This is a genomic window from Staphylococcus arlettae (assembly GCF_025560845.1).
In the GTDB taxonomy this organism is placed as follows: Bacteria; Bacillota; Bacilli; order Staphylococcales; family Staphylococcaceae; genus Staphylococcus; species Staphylococcus arlettae.
Genome location: NZ_CP094803.1, coordinates 2,520,217 through 2,536,490 on the forward strand (window position 1 = coordinate 2,520,217; position 16,274 = coordinate 2,536,490).

Sequence of the window (16,274 nt, forward strand, 5' to 3'; positions counted from 1 at the left end):
CCAATTTTTATTTATAGTTACATTATTTCATAACTTCTGTCGTTTGTTGATACTTTATACCATTAAAAAAGAAATTCAGAATAATTGCTGATAATGCGCCTAGAACAATACCGTTTTGCGTTAACCAGGCAAATTGCTCGCCTAATGATTCAAACGCTTGAGGTACTGCACTTATACCCGTTCCTAGTCCAACTGATACCGCAATTATCAATAAATTATTTTGATTTTTAAAATCGATATTACCTAATATACTAACACCATATGCCATAACCATGCCAAACATAGCAATCATGGCACCGCCTAATACCGGTAATGGTATCATGTTAGCCAATGCACCCAATTTTGGGATACAACCACATATCAACAACAGAATAACCATGCCATAGATAACATTGTTTTTCTTAGCACCTGACAATGAAACCAAGCCTACATTTTGTGAATATGCCGTATACGGAAAAGCATTGAATATAGAACCTAACATAATCGCAAGTCCTTCGGCAGTATAACCTTTACGAAAATCTTTACGTTCTAATTGTTTTCCTGTAATTTGACTTAGCGCATGATACACACCAGTCGATTCGATTAAACTCACTAAAGCTACAATAAAGAATACAAGTGTTGCTCCAAAATCAAAACTAAACATTGAAAAACGAAATGGCTGAGGTAATGCAAACCAATGCGCTTCTCCTACTTGCTTCACATCAACAATACCAAATGCCGATGCAAGTAAAGTCCCAACGATTAATCCAATCAAAATTGCGATAGACTTAAAAAATCCAGTTGTCATACGTTGAATAATCAAGATGACTAACAATGTAACAACACCTAACACAATATTATTGCCATTGCCGTAATCTTTAGCACCTTCACCACCAGCTAAATAATTCATAGCCACTGGCATTAAATTAATCCCAATAATTGTAACGACACTACCTGTTACAACAGGCGGGAAAAATCTAACGAGTTGCGAGAAAAACGGTGCAATGATGACGACTAAAATACCTGATAAGAATAATGAGCCATATAATACATCTATACCTTTAGTCTGTCCTATTAAAATCATTGGAGCTACGGCTGTAAATGTACAACCTAGAACTATAGGTAAACCTGTCCCCGTCCCTTTCCATACTTGTAAAAATGTCGCGACACCACACATAAAAATATCTATCGTAACTAAAAATGCAATTTGTTCAGGCGTAAAGTCTAAACTAGTCCCTACAATAATAGGTACGAGAATGGCTCCCGCGTACATAGCTAATAAATGTTGAACACTTAAAATAAACGTCTTCATATTTGTGTGCCTACTTCTTCGCTGGCAAATGTCACTTTATTACCTTGCAATGAAGCTACTTTACATAATGAAGAAACACGTAATCCTGCGTCCTCTAATCGTTGTCTGCCAGGTTGGAAACTTTTTTCGATAACAATGCCTACTCCCGCTGTTGAAGCTTGGGCTTGTTTAACAATTTCATTCAATCCTAATGAGGCATCTCCATTAGCTAAAAAGTCATCAATAATAAGTACTCGGTCATCTTTGTCTAAAAATTCATTTGAGACAATAACCGTACTCGTTGTATTTTTAGTAAATGAATGAATATCAGCATGATAGACATCTTGTGTTAAAGTGCTTGGTTTTGCTTTTTTCGCAAACAAACACGGTACATTAAACTGTAATGCTGCCATTATTGCAGGCGCGATACCTGAAGCTTCGATCGTTAATATTTTAGTAATGCCTTCATCCTTAAATTGCTCATAAAACGTTTGTCCCACTTGTTGCATCAGGTCTGCATCGATTTGATGATTTAAAAAACCATCTACTTTTAAAATCTTTTCATCAATTACAATACCGTCCTCTTTTACTTTGCGTTCCAACAAATCCACTCGAAAAAACCTCCTCAATTTGTATACAAAAAAAACCCTAAACCAACAAAGTTTCAGGATCTACGAGTGAACAAGCCATACAACTATGTAACTAGCATTTAAAAGCCAGATAATTGCTTATCTAAGTACTAAAGTTGAATAAACATTTCCCGTTGCTATTCTGTGCAAGTACTTTATGTATGATAAGCCCTATTGTTTTTATAATCATGTGAATAATAAAAGCAATAGTTTTACATTGTTTTGTATTGGGGTGTTACTCATAGTCATATCGTTAATGGCGACATGGTAGAAACTTCTAAAGCCGTATTCTTCAGATTATATGAGTTAGATAAATTATTATACGATAATACCAAATTCCACCTTTTTTTTCAATATATACATTGTCCACAATATTTTTGTGAGCGCGGTTACACTGCACGTTGCAATCGTTTTCTATAGTGTTTTCATGGTGTTTGTCAAGATAAGAGAAACATTATATAATTTAATAAATTCGTTTTATTTTCATGCTTCAAGGGTAAACATGCAATAAGTGAAAACAACAAGTGGAGGGGTAACCATGACAGAATTTACTGTAGTCGATAATGCAGAGGCTTTATATCAAGCAATTGATGGCAAAAGAGCAGAGGGGTATAAAGATTATGAACTAACTGTGTTAAGTAAATCTAAATTACATTTAGATGAATTACATGATTCAGAAATCAATCTAACATCTACTGGTGGCACATTTAGTGATAAAGTGGCTAAAATCATGACTGGCGAAGATACTGAAAGTGTAGTACTTGCAAACTACAACCTTTCTGATGAAGCGTCTGAACGTTATAAAAAAGAACTTATGGACAATAAATTTATTTTAGTTGCTGCTAAAGATACAAGTTCCCATGAAGAAGTGAATCACTTAAATGCCGCATATGATGAAAAGATTCTCGGTAAACATTTTTCTGAAGAAACACGCGGACCAAAATCTTAAAGCTACAAACAGTAAAAGACTGGACTATTTTTAATAATAGTCCAGTCTTTTTATATTGTCTGTAGTTACACTTTAGGTATCAGTTCTGCTACTACTTTTCATAAATATGGGTATGGGCAAAATCCTGCGAAATAACTCTCAGCGAAGACTACAGGCTGAGGCAGTGCCCGCGGAAAGCGTGCACAAAAACTGCCAACATAGCAGGAAGCTATGCTGCATTCCTTTTCATAATAAAAAAATATTTCATCCATACATAGAAAAAGCCATATGCTATAATGGGCAAAACAACAAACGTGGAGGTTTAAGTATGGAATTTAAAGTAGTGAAATCCGTCAATGATCCATTATTTAAAGAAGCAATCCAGCTTTATGATGCTAAATTAGACGTATCTTTAGCTGAAGGAGAAAAAATATTTCGCCAATCTTTAGAAAATAAATATACTAAAGATGATTATATCTTCCTAGTAGGTCTTGAAAATGGCGTTGCAGTTAGTTTAGCAACTGCACATTACGAAGCTACGACCAACTCATCATTTTTAATTTATCTCATCGCTAAAGACAACCCGAACCACGACGAAGTTATCGCTTTAACATTAGAAGAAATTCAAAAAGAGATTAACCATTTATCCAATCAATTACATTCACGAGATGTTAACTTTATTATGCTAGAAGTGAAACAAGAGCCTGAAGACACAGAACAACTTGAAGACCAATCAACTATTTTAAGTAATCGTCGCCGCTTTCTGTTTGAACATGGCTTTGAAAAACAAAACGACATTGACTATATCGCACCGCAACGTAAAGGGGAAAGTCTAGAGTCACCTATGGATTTATTTATTAAACCAAATATCGAATTAACAAAAGATATTTATGGCGCTAGTATCAAATCAAATTATATCTTAAAATACGTTTTCGCTAACAAAATACCTCGCAGTGAAATCTACCCCCTTTTAGAGGAAATGGACCTACGTAAGCAGTCTTAATTTTACAAGGAACACTTGAAATGAAGACTTAAAGGGGTTAAACTAACATAGAAGTAAGGCTGACGTTTCACTAACCGAAGACAAACGTCCGTATACATAATCACATATTAAGAAAGGGATTATCTCTATGTTAACGAAAGAATTTGCTCAACGTGTTGAACTAAGTGAAAAACAAGTACGTAAAATAGTACAACATTTAGAAGAACGTGGTTATCAACTTAGTAAAACTGAATACCGTGGCCGTGAAGCTACTGATTTCCATGAAGAAGATATTGAATTATTCCAAGATATCGCAGAAAAAGTCAAACAAACAAATAGTTACGATTTAGCCTTTGACGAACTAGAAAAAGAAAAAGACTTCTTACAAGTATTAGTCAAAGACACAGACGAACAATTACCAGCTGACCAAAATGTTGCTAATGTCATTGAAGACTTACGTACAGAATTGGAAAAAATGCGTGAAGAGCGCCACATGCTTGGTCAAATGATTAGCCAAGTACATAATCAACAAAACGAATTACGTGAGTTACAAAATCAAATCACTACAAAAATAGACGCAAATACGGAATCACTGACTGCATTACAAACATCTACTGAAGAAATTAAAACAACTCAGTCTGATATTCAAAGTGCGCAAAAAGAGCAATCTGAATTAGTAAAATCCAGTGTGGCAAATGAAACAATTGCAGCTAAACCTAAGCAGGAAGCTCAGACGGCAACATCTGAAGCTAATACTGAAACTGCTACGTCAACGAACGACAGTCAATCAGAAACAGCGTCAGCTAAATTAACTGAAGACGAGATTACATCTACTTCAACTAATTCTGAAAACCATGCAGCAAAAACACCACAAACTGCAAGTACGACTGAAGCAACTTCAGCTAAAACAACTACAGATGAAATTACTGAATCAACTGCGGAAAGTACTTCATCAACAAATGTTGCTGAATCTGAATCATCATCTGAAGAATCAACGACAAAATCTGAAGATCACAGTGAGACAACTAATACATTCAGCATAAATGACTCAGCTCAATCCGAACCAGCAAGTGAATCTGCACAATACAATTCACAATCACAAGGTGAGAAAAAAGGCTTCTTTGCACGTCTGTTTAATTTATAATATAAAGCTATTTTTATAGTCTAGATTCCGGTCTAGACTTTTTTTAATGCTCTAAAGATTGTAATAATATTCTGACTATAATTTTTATAGTAATATTTGAGTTTTTCCTCTTGAATAAATATTGTTTTGCTACTATCCTTATTAGGTATGTCGGATTAAATTATATTAAAAGAAAGTGTAGGTCTTTACTATGTTATTTACTATTATTAACATAATTGTATTTGTGGCCTTCATCATCGGATTATATATTATGGCTAAAAGACACGTATCTTTCCCTAAACGTGTATTCACTGCATTAGGTGTAGGGATTTTATACGGGGTAGCCATCCATCTTATCTATGATGTCGATAGTAGTATAACTAAACAAACAACTGATTGGTTTAGTGTTGTCGGAGACGGTTATATTGCCTTGTTACAAATGATTGTTATTCCATTAATTTTTATTTCTATTGTTTCAGCGTTCACCAAAATACAAATCGGTGAAAAATTTGCGAAGATAGGCGTTTGGATCTTCGTATTCTTAATTGGTACAGTAGCTATTGCAGCTATTGTTGGTATTATTTCAGCATTAATATTTGGATTAGATGCTTCAACAATTGACTTAGGTAATGCTGAAAGCTCACGTGGTAGTGAAATTGCTAGCCAAGCAAAAGATATGACAGCACAAACATTACCTCAACAAATTTTAGAGTTACTACCAAGTAACCCATTCTTAGACTTCACAGGACAACGTACTACATCAACAATTGCAGTCGTTATCTTTGCAGCCTTTATAGGTTTTGCATTTTTACGTGTTATGCGTAAACAACCTGAAAGTGGCAATGTTTTAAAACGTGGTATCGATGCATTATACGCATTAGTCATGTCTATAGTAACGTTCGTATTACGCTTAACACCTTATGGTATTTTAGCAATTATGACTAATACTATTGCTACAAGTGACTTTGCGGCAATTTGGACACTTGGTAAATTTGTAATTGCATCTTATGCAGCACTTATTACTATGTATATTATCCATTTAATTATTATTGGTGGTATTGGATTAAATCCTATTACCTTCGTGAAAAAAACGGGAGAAGTATTACTTTTCGCTTTTACATCACGTTCAAGCGCTGGTACATTACCACTTAATGTGCAAACACAAAAAACACGTTTAGGTGTACCTGATGGTATTGCTAACTTCTCCGCATCATTCGGTTTGTCTATAGGACAAAACGGTTGTGCCGGTATTTATCCCGCAATGTTAGCTGTGATGGTTGCGCCAGCAGCTGGCGTTGAAGTGAATTTACAATTCATTTTATCCGTTATCGGTGTTGTTATTATAAGTTCATTCGGTGTAGCCGGTGTTGGTGGCGGTGCAACTTTCGCCTCTATACTCGTATTATCAACATTAAATCTTCCTGTCGCATTAGCAGGTGTCTTAATCTCAGTAGAACCATTAATCGATATGGGTCGTACGGCATTAAACGTCAACGATTCTATGCTTGCTGGTGCAGGTACTGCTAAACTTACAGATAACTTAGATAAAGATACGTACAACGATAGTACTTACGATGAACTTACTGCCAATAATTAAACACCTAGTTACTATGTAATATTTATCTAACAAAAAACACTTCGTTAAATTCATCACAGCATGAATTTTAACGAAGTGTTTTTTTATATAGATTGCTTACTTTTTTAGTAACAAGTCTCCCTATGCCCTTCCTATTATTCACCAATTTAAAAACAACGACTTAACCCTTTTCGTTAGAGGAATAAGTCGTTGTTCATCTTGCTACAGCTTTTGTCTTTATTTGTATGTTTTCACCAGACACTCAAATTGCTAGCTTCTTTATGCTATAGGTTTGAAAGGGCCCCAAGTAATCTTCTTCTTACTATCTAATGGCGTTTGCTTAATCTCATGAGAGACGTCATCAAACCACTTTAAAAATGCTGCATATTTATCAAGTTGGGCTTCCATACTTTCTTCCGAAATGTCATGTAAATACCAGGTTTTACTTTCAAATTCGAATTGAATTTGTGTGTAAGCCATTCGCGTTAAGTGTGCACGATCATATAAACAATGTGCTTGTTTTACAATATTATCCACTTGCGGCAATAGATTGTGTGCAATGATGTTTTTGTGCTGTGTATTATCCAAATCATTCCACATTCTTACCTGACCATTCATTTGAAAGAAAATGTCCATAGTTGGATCTTTTTCATCAAAGGAAATTAATATAAATATACGTTCTGCCGTATGATCTACGCAGTTTAATGTACTTACAATGATTTTACTCGCTATTTTCGCCCAATATTGTTGTGCTTCTTCTGGAGTAAGTTGGTTGTTATCTATATGTGTATCACGCTTTTTTTCACTTGGACCCACTACATCTGTGTTTTCATTCTTCTTAAATAATTTATCAAACATGCTCAACACAACCAACCCCTCTCTATAGTTACACAAAACTAAAAAACTTTTCGACACTAACACCATGTCATGGTATAGCTTGCTTACTGCTTAATAAAACCTGACTTATTCAGTTGTTCCAACATTTCAAGTCTTTGTTTACTACTCATAAAGCCAGCAATTTGATCTGACCATGTTTCTGAACGTTCTCCATTCGTACGATTACGATAATATTCACTTACTGTTTGGTCAAAAGCTTCAATTTCTTGTCGTTGACGTTCTTTGTCGCTATTATATTTGTTTTGATGGAAGATGTGTTCTAAAGGTAGACGTGGCTTAGGTTCGCCATTTTCATCGTCTGCAGGTTCGCCGAGAGCCATACCAAATAGTGGGAAAGTATGTTCAGGTAAACCAAGAATATCTTTAACACGTGCTACGTCGTTACGTAAAGATCCTAAATAAACCATGCCATAACCTTTATCTTCAGCAGTAACGGCAATATTTTGTGCTACTAAAGCCACATCAATTGCACCGACTAATAGACCTTCAGCAGATTCAAAAGACACGCTCATGTCTACTTTTTTATCGTCGTTAATCGTAGCATGTCTGTAATAATCCATAACGAACACTAATAAATATCCATTTTCAACAACGTAAGGCTGTCCTGACACTTCTTTTAATTGCTCTTTAATAGTAGGATCATTAATTCCGATAATCGAATACGTTTGTAGGTAACTAGATGTAGAAGCATTTTGACCTGCTTCTATTAATTCTTTTATCGTTTCCTCGGGAATGTCATTAGGCTTGAATTTTCTTACTGAATGATGTTGTTTCAATAAGTTATATACATAATCTGTCACATTAATCGCTCCTTATTTGTAAATTTCATACTTCACTTTAACAAATAAAATCGATTAACCCTTATTATAATGCTTACCCGTTTTCTCAACTTTTAAATATATTGAAAGTAAAATCATTTCTCGTTATGATAATTATAATGATAATAGTAACAATTTTCTGAAAATTTAAGGAGAGATTATATGTCAAAGGATACTAAAGTTATTGCAGATTCACTTTTCACTGCTTTCAAGGCGCATGAACCTATTGATTTTGTGAGCAACACATATAATATAACTGAAGCTGACGCATATCATACGCAATCATTATTAATAGAACAATTGCAAACTGTTGATAACTCTAATATCGCTGGCTATCGTGTTAATATGACTAATGACGCTACTCAAATACTTGCGAATACTAATGAACCTGCATACGGGACTATTTTATCCAGTAAAATTGTTCAATCCAATGAATCTATCTCATTATCGAGCCTATTTAATCCTCTCATAGAACCTGAAATTATGTTTATCGTAACAGACGACATTCCTATGGATGCTGATGATGCTACTATTTTGTCATGTGTTGATATCGCACCAGGTTTAGGAATTGCCGACGCCCGCTATAAAAATTGGTTCCCCAACTTTACTTTAAGTGATTTTATCTCAGATAATTCAGCCACAGGACTTGTTGTCGTTGGAGAAATTGTTCCAGCATCAACAATTTCCGCATTAGCGAATGTAGAAATGACATTAACACACAATAGTATAGAGGTTGCTGAAGGTTCCGCCGAAATCGTCTTGGGAAACCCCTTCAAATCATTAACATGGTTAGTTTCTAAATTACAACAGCACAACAAACAATTAACGAAAGGTCAACTTGTGGCTTCCGGTACGTTTATAAGAGCCTTACCAATAACTCATGGTACGTACCACGCTACTTTTACTGATATTGGTGAAATTAGCGTAACCTTTGTTGATTAAGCTACCATACATGCCTGATAAAACGAGACTGGGACAATATTGATTGTCTTAGTCTCTTTTCATATTGGCAGTAGCTGACTGCATTGAAAATACGCTTCAAATCAAGCTTGTTTCAATGCTAGTCATCCTTTCCGGGGTGGGACGACGAAATCATTTTTTCAAAATCAGATTTCTGTCCCACTTCATGTTTTATTCGAAACCTTTTTCATATGGGCAGTAGCTGACTGCATTGAAAATGCACTTCAAATCAAGCTTGTTTCAATACTAGTCAGCCTTGCCGGGGTGGGACGACGAAATCATTTTTTCAAAATCAGATTTCTGTCCCACTCCCTGTTTTAGTCGAAACCTTTTTCATATGGGCAGTAGCTGACTGCATTGAAAATGCGCTTCAAACCGAGCTTTTTTCAACGCTAGTCATCCTTGCCGGGGTGGGACGACGAAATCATTTTTTCAAAATCAGATTTCTGTCCCACTCCCTTTTTATTATTTTAGGGTATTTTCATCTTCTAAATGATGTTTAGTTGAGAATAAAAGTGGCTAATTGATATTAGTAGATTGCTAAATAAGTTATTACTACCTAACAAAATACACTTTACCGAATACGATATCAGAATGACACTGATAGTTATAGAAACTAGGTCGTAATAAACATTTATTATGCAATGTTGTTTGTTGACTATTTCACAATGTCATGTGATAATGAATATCGGAGATTAGAATAATTATCATCAAACAATTGAAATAATCAATTGTTACAATCTTCGTGTCAATAAAAGTAACATACAATTTAGGAGGATGTTTTTCATGTCTTTAATCAATAAAGAAATTTTACCATTCACAGCGAATGCTTATGATCCACAACAAGATGAGTTCATCGAAGTATCAGAGGAAAATCTTAAAGGTTCTTGGAGTGTAGTATGCTTCTATCCTGCAGATTTCTCATTCGTATGTCCAACTGAATTAGAAGACCTACAAGGTCAATATGATAAATTACAAGAGCTTGGTGTAAATGTATTCTCAGTATCAACTGACACACATTTCGTACACAAAGCTTGGCACGATCATTCAGAAGCAATCAACAAAATCAAATACACTATGATCGGAGACCCTTCTCAAACAATCACTCGTAACTTCGATGTGTTAGACGAAGATCTTGGTCTTGCACAACGTGGTACTTTCATTGTTGACCCTGATGGTGTAGTTCAAGCAGCTGAAGTAAATGCTGATGGTATTGGCCGTGATGCTAGTACGTTAGTACACAAACTTAAAGCAGCTCAATATGTACGTCAACACCCAGGTGAAGTATGCCCAGCTAAATGGGAAGAAGGTTCAGAAACATTACAACCTGGTCTTGATTTAGTAGGTAAAATTTAAGGAGGCATTGATTCGAATGCTTAATGATGAGTTAAAATCACAACTTAAACAACTACTGGAACTTATGGAAGGCGATGTAGTACTTCAAGCAAGTATCGGTTCTGATGATAAATCTAAAGAATTAGAAACATTATTAGACGAAGTTGCAAGTATATCATCTCATATCTCAGTAGAAAATGCTGACCTTAAACGTACACCTAGCTTTTCAGTCAACCGTCCTAATGAACAGACTGGTATTACTTTTGCTGGTTTACCAATGGGTCACGAATTTAACTCACTTGTTCTTGCCTTATTACAAGTAAGTGGTCGAGCACCAAAAGAAGAACAAGCGGTTATCGATCAAATTTCAGCTTTAGATCGTCCACTACATTTTGAAACATATATTAGTTTAACATGTCAAAAATGTCCGGATGTAGTACAAGCCCTAAACTTAATGAGTTTATTAAATCCTAATATCACTCATACTATGATTGACGGTGCTATTTTCAGAGAGGAAGCTGAAAACATTATGGCCGTACCTGCCATTTTCCTTAACGGAGAAGAATTTGGTAATGGTCGTATGACAGTACAAGATATCTTAACAAGTTTAGGTAGTACAGCTGATCCAGCTGAGTTTGATAACAAAGAGCCATACGATGTATTAATCATTGGTGGCGGTCCTGCAAGTGGTAGTGCTGGTATTTACACTGCACGTAAAGGGTTGCGTACAGGTATTGTTGCTGACCGTATTGGTGGTCAAGTTAATGATACAGCAGCTATCGAAAACTTCATTACCGTTAAAGAAACTGACGGACCTAAGTTCTCTTCAGCACTTGAGGACCATATTAACCATTATGATATCGACGTTATGACTGGTGTGCGTGCGGATGATATCGAAAAAACTGACAGTGGTATTTTTGTAACTTTAGATAATGGTGCTAAGTTACAAAGTAAAACAGTTATTCTTGCTACTGGTGCACGTTGGCGTAAACTGCAAGTGCCTGGTGAAGAAGCCTTAATTAATAAAGGTGTTGCTTTCTGCCCTCACTGCGATGGTCCATTATTCGAAAATAAAGATGTTGCAGTTGTAGGTGGCGGTAATTCTGGTGTTGAGGCAGCAATAGACTTAGCTGGTATAGCAAGCCACGTAACCTTATTAGAACGTAATGCTGAATTACGTGCTGACGATGTATTACAACAGCGTTTAACTTCACTATCAAATGTAACAATAATCAAAAACGCTCAAACAACTGAAGTATTGGGCGACAATGCTGTAACTGGTATTGCCTATGAAGATTTAGCAACTGGTGCCAAACATGACATTACTCTTGACGGTATCTTTGTTCAAATCGGTCTATTACCAAATACAGAATGGTTAGATGACGCTGTTGAATTAAATGAAGCACATGAAATTAAAATTGATCGTCGTAATGCGACAAGTATGCCAGGCGTATTCGCTGCTGGTGATGTAACAGATGATCGCAATAAACAAATTATTATTTCTATGGGTGCAGGCGCAAATGCAGCACTTAATGCATTTGATTATATTATTCGTAATAGCGCTGAACCTGTACATCAATAAATTGACGATAACACACAAAGTAGACAACCCCTTTCGCATTAATTTGCGAAGGGGTTTTTATTTTCTATATATAATTTTTTGTCTGTAAGGACCTTAAATATTAGTTCTCCTAAAATCTTTTATAGATTGACAGTGTTTTATGCCGACTTCTGTGGGAATAACATTAGCCAAAGACTACAGGCTAATGCAAGGGCCCGCGCAAAGCGTGCATAAATAAACTGCCTACATAGGTATAATTTGTCGACAGTCTGAAGAGAGTCTTTTTGACTCTCCTTTTTATGTTATAATCGGCTCTAAAGTACTAGAAATTAGGTGTTTTTATGTTTTTACTTATTGTTGCCAGCATCCATCTCTACTTAATGAAACGTTTGAAAACTACATCTCCAACAAATAATTCAAGTCATAACGGCACAGCTTACCAATCAAAGCGCGCCATGTTAGGTCCCCTTTATTGGAAAACAGCACAGCATATGTACCAACGATTAACTACATATATATTTCGCAAAGTTTTTGTCATCGCCTTGCCTTTAACACTCATCGATATATGGTTATTCATAAGTTATCGCAATGGTATCATTTTAATTATTGAGGTCATTATCTATTTATTACTACTTATAATTATCTATAGATTAATAGAACGTAAATTAAAACAACTTCAGTAAATATCTTTTCTTGTTATCTCAGTTAGCAATGCCTATAATATTAAGAGGTTATTATATATTGCTCTATATACTGAACAAATTACCGTCGTTAATTAAATAACACGATTAAACAATATAAAGGAGTTAAATTACTGAATGAAGAAATTTAGAATTTTGTTATTATTATTTGCTACGCTATTCATGCTTGCTGCATGTTCTAATAACGAGGATGATGATAATAAACACAGTCAAAAAAATGCACCTAAAAATGTCCAAAATATTTCTGAAGATGACATATTTTCATCCTCAAAAACTGGAGAAAAAATAAGTACAGCAGAAATGAATAAAGCTATTAAAAAATACCTTGATGTTAACTCTGACATTATCGATAACAAATATCTTATGCAATACAAATTAGATAGACAAACTGGTACCGATACTAAAATCACTGATAAACAAGCACAACGCTTATCTAAATTATCTCAAAACGCTGTTAAAAACGATGTTCGTTTCAAAAAATTCATCGAATCTAACGACTTGCCAGAAGGATATAAACCCCATGCTGAACGAATCTTAAAATATTTCACTGCCTTAAACTCTACAATCAAAAATGTCGATAAAGATATTGAAGAATTAGATTATCAACCACAAAATAAACTAAATGTTGTTGATGTATCAGCCAAACATGCTGGTGACGTTAATGGTAAGCAACAAAAGAAAATTAAGCAATTTTTAGAAAAACATGATATTAACAGCGATGCTATCGATAAATAAAGTACAAATTATAAATTCACAAGAAAAATTGCACAATCATTGAGTTATTTCATTAACACCTATCAACAAAATAATACAATCATTACAAAATGATGACAACGTCCAATAGCACCGCTACTAACCGTTTAAAGCAATGTTACACATCATGCATGTTCTTTAATAGCATACTTTTCGTAAAAAACCTTACATAATTGTAAGGTTTTTTATTGTTATTTAACTTTTGACACTAAGTTCTATTTGTTAAACTGAGTTTGTATTAGCACAGAGTATAAACTCAGACTGGAGGCACACATGGTTCTTACAATTTTAATTGGAGCAATGGCTGCTGTCTTCATCGCACTAGGTCTCGTAGATAAACAAGAAAAATATGGCTTTATTTCTGCTAAACACATTCTTTTAAGCATTACTTATGTAGTGATTGCAGTTGTAGTTGGCAGTGTCTTAGATAACATCGATGTCTTTTTCGAAGGCTTTCACAATAGTATAACAGCAGCCAAAAAATATTAGAGGCTGGGACAATATTGATTTGTCCTAGTCTCTTTTCATATTGGCAGTCGCTGACTGCATTGAAAATGCGCTTTAAACCAAGCTTTTTTCAATGCTAGTCATCCTTGCCGGGGTGGGACGACGAAATCATTTTTTCAAAATCAGATTTCTGTCCCACTTCATGTTTTATTCGAAATCTCTTTTCATATGGGCAGTAGCTGTCTGCATTGAAAATGCGCTTCAAACCAAGCTTTTTTCAACGCTAGTCAGCCTTGCCGGGGTGGGATGACGAAATCATTTTTTCAAAATCAGATTTCTGTCCCACTTCATGTTTTATTCGAAATCTCTTTTCATATGGGCAGTAGCTGTCTGCATTGAAAATGCGCTTCAAACCAAGCTTTTTTCAACGCTAGTCAGCCTTGCCGGGGTGGGACGACGAAATCATTTTTTCAAAATCAGATTTCTGTCCCACTTCATGTTTTATTCGAAATCTCTTTTCATATGGGCAGTAGCTGTCTGCATTGAAAATGCGCTTCAAACCAAGCTTTTTTCAACGCTAGTCAGCCTTGCCGGGGTGGGACGACGAAATCATTTTTTCAAAATCAGATTTCTGTCCCACTCCCTTTTTAGTTTTTGACTACTTTGCTGTACACCGTTTTAGTTTAGGAATATTCATTTTATAATTTTTTAAAATGATTTTTGATGATATTAAGCTACAAAAAATGTAAATTGTTCTTTACTATACATTTAAGTTATGTGACAATATAAACAATATTATAAACATTGGGGTGTCAGGAAAAATGAAATATCGTCTTCCTATGTTATTTTTAGCTATTATGTCCATTTCGCTGTCAATCCTTACTATTGCATCTAACAATCCGTCAGGGGGAAGTGGTGTCGCTATTGATCAACCACAAGATATATGGATGATTGTTGGTTTTACAGTAGGTATCTTTTTGCCAGCGCTAATACTAGGAATTTTTAATTCTACAGCTACTCGTGTACTTTCTAGCATATATCAAATTTTGTTTGCGATACCTGCATTTATTTTAACGTTAGGTATCCTCTTTACAACTGCAGTACCGATACTTGTTTTTGTCTTATTTTTATCAACAATAGTAATTACTGCAAGTGCGATCACTACACTGTGCGTCGCTTCATAACGATACATACTTAAGCCTTATTACAACTCAACGTAATAAGGCTTACAATTTTCTATTTTTTTATCTACTACTTGTTCTTTAGTTTCGTAGCCTAAATAGACAAAAATACAACGAATCACTACTTGATGCGCTACAATAGCAATACTATCCAGCGACTTATCAACTTCTTGCTCGAAAAATTGTCTCACACGTGCTAATACGTCTTCATAACTTTCGCCATCAGGTGCTTTTTGAGTAAAACTATGTCTAAAATCTTTAAAATTGTCATCATTAAAATAATGCGCATACTCGCTTTGTTGTTCTACATCTGCTACATGTAATCCTTCAAAAATACCAAGGGAGCGTTCTCTTAGTAACGCTGTTGGCTGGGCAGGTATATCTTTATCAAAAATTGCATTATATGTTTGTCTTGTACGTTGCAAATCAGATAAATAAATTTGTTGTACGTGATGCTTATCAAAATATGATTGTAAAAATTGAGCGTCTCGCGTACCTTTTTCAGTTAACGGGACATCCAATTGTCCACAAAAATAATTATTACCTTGCTTTTTATCATAATTAGATTGAGATTCCCCATGTCTTACTAAATAAATTTTCACTACACTCGCCTCTTTTCTTTCACTTCTATTATATTTTCATTTTAGCTCAAGCTAACAATACTGTCACATCGTACTTCACAACTATATTAATGGTGCACTATTTGTTATGCTGTGAACCGAGGTGATTACTATGGAATATCAAACAAGTACTCAAGATACACAAGGTGGTCGTGTACTAGCTGCAATCAGTTATTTTAGCATCTTTTTTGCACCTTTAATTTTACCACTTATCGTGTGGATCTTTGCTCACAAACCAGCATCTTCACACGCTATGAAAGCATTAATTTATCATATCATTACATTAATTTGCCCTTTCGCTTTAATGATCAGTGGTGGATTAAGTCTATCTACCATGCAAGACGCTACGTCTAATTGGGTGACAGTAACAGCTATAATTATTACTATTATTTTAATTATCTTAACTATATGGTATACAATTAAGAATGTTTATCGCGGTGTAAAAGTTCTTGTTTCTGAAACAACTTATTTTTATCCATAAAAAGGTTGGGTT

General features: G+C 34.9%; 17 protein-coding genes and 1 riboswitch. Of the genes, 12 read left to right on the plus strand and 5 right to left on the minus strand.

Annotated features, from left to right (window positions below; genetic code table 11):
* Positions 1-22 precede the first annotated feature (22 nt).
* Positions 23-1,291, minus strand: a complete 1,269-nt coding sequence (gene pbuX, locus MUA37_RS12400; protein ID WP_112368928.1) for a xanthine permease PbuX — start codon at positions 1,289-1,291, stop codon at positions 23-25.
* Positions 1,288-1,881, minus strand: a complete 594-nt coding sequence (gene xpt / locus MUA37_RS12405; protein WP_142019969.1) for a xanthine phosphoribosyltransferase — start codon at positions 1,879-1,881, stop codon at positions 1,288-1,290. The genes pbuX and xpt overlap by 4 nt, the downstream gene beginning before the upstream one ends.
* 240 nt (positions 1,882-2,121) lie before the next feature.
* Positions 2,122-2,224, minus strand: a riboswitch (purine riboswitch).
* A 213-nt stretch (positions 2,225-2,437) separates the two neighbouring features.
* Here xpt and MUA37_RS12410 point away from each other — a divergent pair.
* The 4 genes from MUA37_RS12410 to MUA37_RS12425 all read left to right on the plus strand — a co-directional run bounded on the left by MUA37_RS12410 (position 2,438) and on the right by MUA37_RS12425 (position 6,529).
* Entirely contained in the window at positions 2,438-2,848 is a 411-nt protein-coding gene (locus MUA37_RS12410) for a general stress protein (protein ID WP_103388595.1), read from the plus strand.
* A gap of 307 nt (positions 2,849-3,155) precedes the next feature.
* Entirely contained in the window at positions 3,156-3,830 is a 675-nt protein-coding gene (locus tag MUA37_RS12415; RefSeq protein WP_112368930.1) for a hypothetical protein, read from the plus strand.
* Between the two features lie 127 nt (positions 3,831-3,957).
* Entirely contained in the window at positions 3,958-4,953 is a 996-nt protein-coding gene (locus tag MUA37_RS12420; RefSeq protein ID WP_002509584.1) for a hypothetical protein, read from the plus strand.
* Between the two features lie 190 nt (positions 4,954-5,143).
* Positions 5,144-6,529, plus strand: a complete 1,386-nt coding sequence (locus MUA37_RS12425; RefSeq protein WP_232194410.1) for an L-cystine transporter — start codon at positions 5,144-5,146, stop codon at positions 6,527-6,529.
* Between the two features lie 258 nt (positions 6,530-6,787).
* Here MUA37_RS12425 and MUA37_RS12430 read toward each other — a convergent pair whose 3' ends face one another.
* Positions 6,788-7,366, minus strand: coding sequence for a hypothetical protein (locus MUA37_RS12430; protein ID WP_142019976.1), 579 nt, complete (start codon positions 7,364-7,366; stop codon positions 6,788-6,790).
* A gap of 83 nt (positions 7,367-7,449) precedes the next feature.
* A complete protein-coding gene (gene nfsA / locus MUA37_RS12435) occupies positions 7,450-8,205 on the minus strand; it encodes an oxygen-insensitive NADPH nitroreductase (RefSeq protein ID WP_002509587.1) in 756 nt (251 codons plus the stop codon).
* Positions 8,206-8,385: 180 nt separating this feature from the next.
* Between nfsA and MUA37_RS12440 the strand changes: the two genes are divergently transcribed.
* The 7 genes from MUA37_RS12440 (at position 8,386) to MUA37_RS12470 (ending at position 15,164) form a co-directional block, all read left to right on the plus strand.
* Complete coding sequence (locus MUA37_RS12440) at positions 8,386-9,165, plus strand: 2-keto-4-pentenoate hydratase (protein WP_103388597.1); 780 nt, start codon at positions 8,386-8,388, stop codon at positions 9,163-9,165.
* Between the two features lie 804 nt (positions 9,166-9,969).
* Positions 9,970-10,539: an alkyl hydroperoxide reductase subunit C gene (gene ahpC / locus MUA37_RS12445; RefSeq protein ID WP_002509589.1), complete on the plus strand. Its 570-nt coding sequence runs from the start codon at positions 9,970-9,972 to the stop codon at positions 10,537-10,539.
* A gap of 16 nt (positions 10,540-10,555) precedes the next feature.
* Positions 10,556-12,100, plus strand: a complete 1,545-nt coding sequence (gene ahpF, locus MUA37_RS12450) for an alkyl hydroperoxide reductase subunit F (RefSeq protein ID WP_262624672.1) — start codon at positions 10,556-10,558, stop codon at positions 12,098-12,100.
* Between the two features lie 320 nt (positions 12,101-12,420).
* Positions 12,421-12,762, plus strand: a complete 342-nt coding sequence (locus MUA37_RS12455) for a hypothetical protein (protein WP_002509591.1) — start codon at positions 12,421-12,423, stop codon at positions 12,760-12,762.
* Positions 12,763-12,897: 135 nt separating this feature from the next.
* On the plus strand, positions 12,898-13,515 hold the full coding sequence (locus MUA37_RS12460) for an NDxxF motif lipoprotein (protein ID WP_107373808.1): 618 nt from the start codon (positions 12,898-12,900) through the stop codon (positions 13,513-13,515).
* Positions 13,516-13,806: 291 nt separating this feature from the next.
* Positions 13,807-14,022 carry a hypothetical protein gene (locus MUA37_RS12465; RefSeq protein WP_021459327.1) on the plus strand — a complete coding sequence of 72 codons (216 nt, stop codon included), beginning with the start codon at positions 13,807-13,809 and terminating at the stop codon, positions 14,020-14,022.
* 779 nt (positions 14,023-14,801) lie between these two features.
* Positions 14,802-15,164 (plus strand): hypothetical protein, encoded by a 363-nt coding sequence (locus MUA37_RS12470; protein WP_262624673.1) that lies wholly within the window; start codon positions 14,802-14,804, stop codon positions 15,162-15,164.
* 20 nt (positions 15,165-15,184) lie between these two features.
* On the opposite strand, the gene MUA37_RS12475 is transcribed toward MUA37_RS12470, so the two are convergent.
* Positions 15,185-15,763, minus strand: a complete 579-nt coding sequence (locus tag MUA37_RS12475) for a histidine phosphatase family protein (protein ID WP_002509595.1) — start codon at positions 15,761-15,763, stop codon at positions 15,185-15,187.
* Between the two features lie 130 nt (positions 15,764-15,893).
* Between MUA37_RS12475 and MUA37_RS12480 the strand changes: the two genes are divergently transcribed.
* A complete protein-coding gene (locus MUA37_RS12480) occupies positions 15,894-16,262 on the plus strand; it encodes a magnetosome magnetite crystal formation protein family (protein ID WP_107373810.1) in 369 nt (122 codons plus the stop codon).
* The last annotated feature ends 12 nt before the right edge of the window (positions 16,263-16,274 follow it).

Bases quoted from the DNA above. Each gene is read 5' to 3' on its own strand.
- MUA37_RS12415 (WP_112368930.1), top strand. From the start codon at position 3,156: ATGGAATTTAAAGTAGTGAAATCCGTCAATGATCCATTATTTAAAGAA.
- MUA37_RS12410 (WP_103388595.1), top strand. From the start codon at position 2,438: ATGACAGAATTTACTGTAGTCGATAATGCAGAGGCTTTATATCAAGCA.
- MUA37_RS12430 (WP_142019976.1), bottom strand. From the start codon at position 7,366: ATGTTTGATAAATTATTTAAGAAGAATGAAAACACAGATGTAGTGGGT.
- MUA37_RS12465 (WP_021459327.1), top strand. From the start codon at position 13,807: ATGGTTCTTACAATTTTAATTGGAGCAATGGCTGCTGTCTTCATCGCA.
- MUA37_RS12420 (WP_002509584.1), top strand. From the start codon at position 3,958: ATGTTAACGAAAGAATTTGCTCAACGTGTTGAACTAAGTGAAAAACAA.
- pbuX (WP_112368928.1), bottom strand. From the start codon at position 1,291: ATGAAGACGTTTATTTTAAGTGTTCAACATTTATTAGCTATGTACGCG.
- MUA37_RS12425 (WP_232194410.1), top strand. From the start codon at position 5,144: ATGTTATTTACTATTATTAACATAATTGTATTTGTGGCCTTCATCATC.
- MUA37_RS12460 (WP_107373808.1), top strand. From the start codon at position 12,898: ATGAAGAAATTTAGAATTTTGTTATTATTATTTGCTACGCTATTCATG.
- MUA37_RS12470 (WP_262624673.1), top strand. From the start codon at position 14,802: ATGAAATATCGTCTTCCTATGTTATTTTTAGCTATTATGTCCATTTCG.
- ahpF (WP_262624672.1), top strand. From the start codon at position 10,556: ATGCTTAATGATGAGTTAAAATCACAACTTAAACAACTACTGGAACTT.
- MUA37_RS12440 (WP_103388597.1), top strand. From the start codon at position 8,386: ATGTCAAAGGATACTAAAGTTATTGCAGATTCACTTTTCACTGCTTTC.
- ahpC (WP_002509589.1), top strand. From the start codon at position 9,970: ATGTCTTTAATCAATAAAGAAATTTTACCATTCACAGCGAATGCTTAT.
- MUA37_RS12480 (WP_107373810.1), top strand. From the start codon at position 15,894: ATGGAATATCAAACAAGTACTCAAGATACACAAGGTGGTCGTGTACTA.
- MUA37_RS12455 (WP_002509591.1), top strand. From the start codon at position 12,421: ATGTTTTTACTTATTGTTGCCAGCATCCATCTCTACTTAATGAAACGT.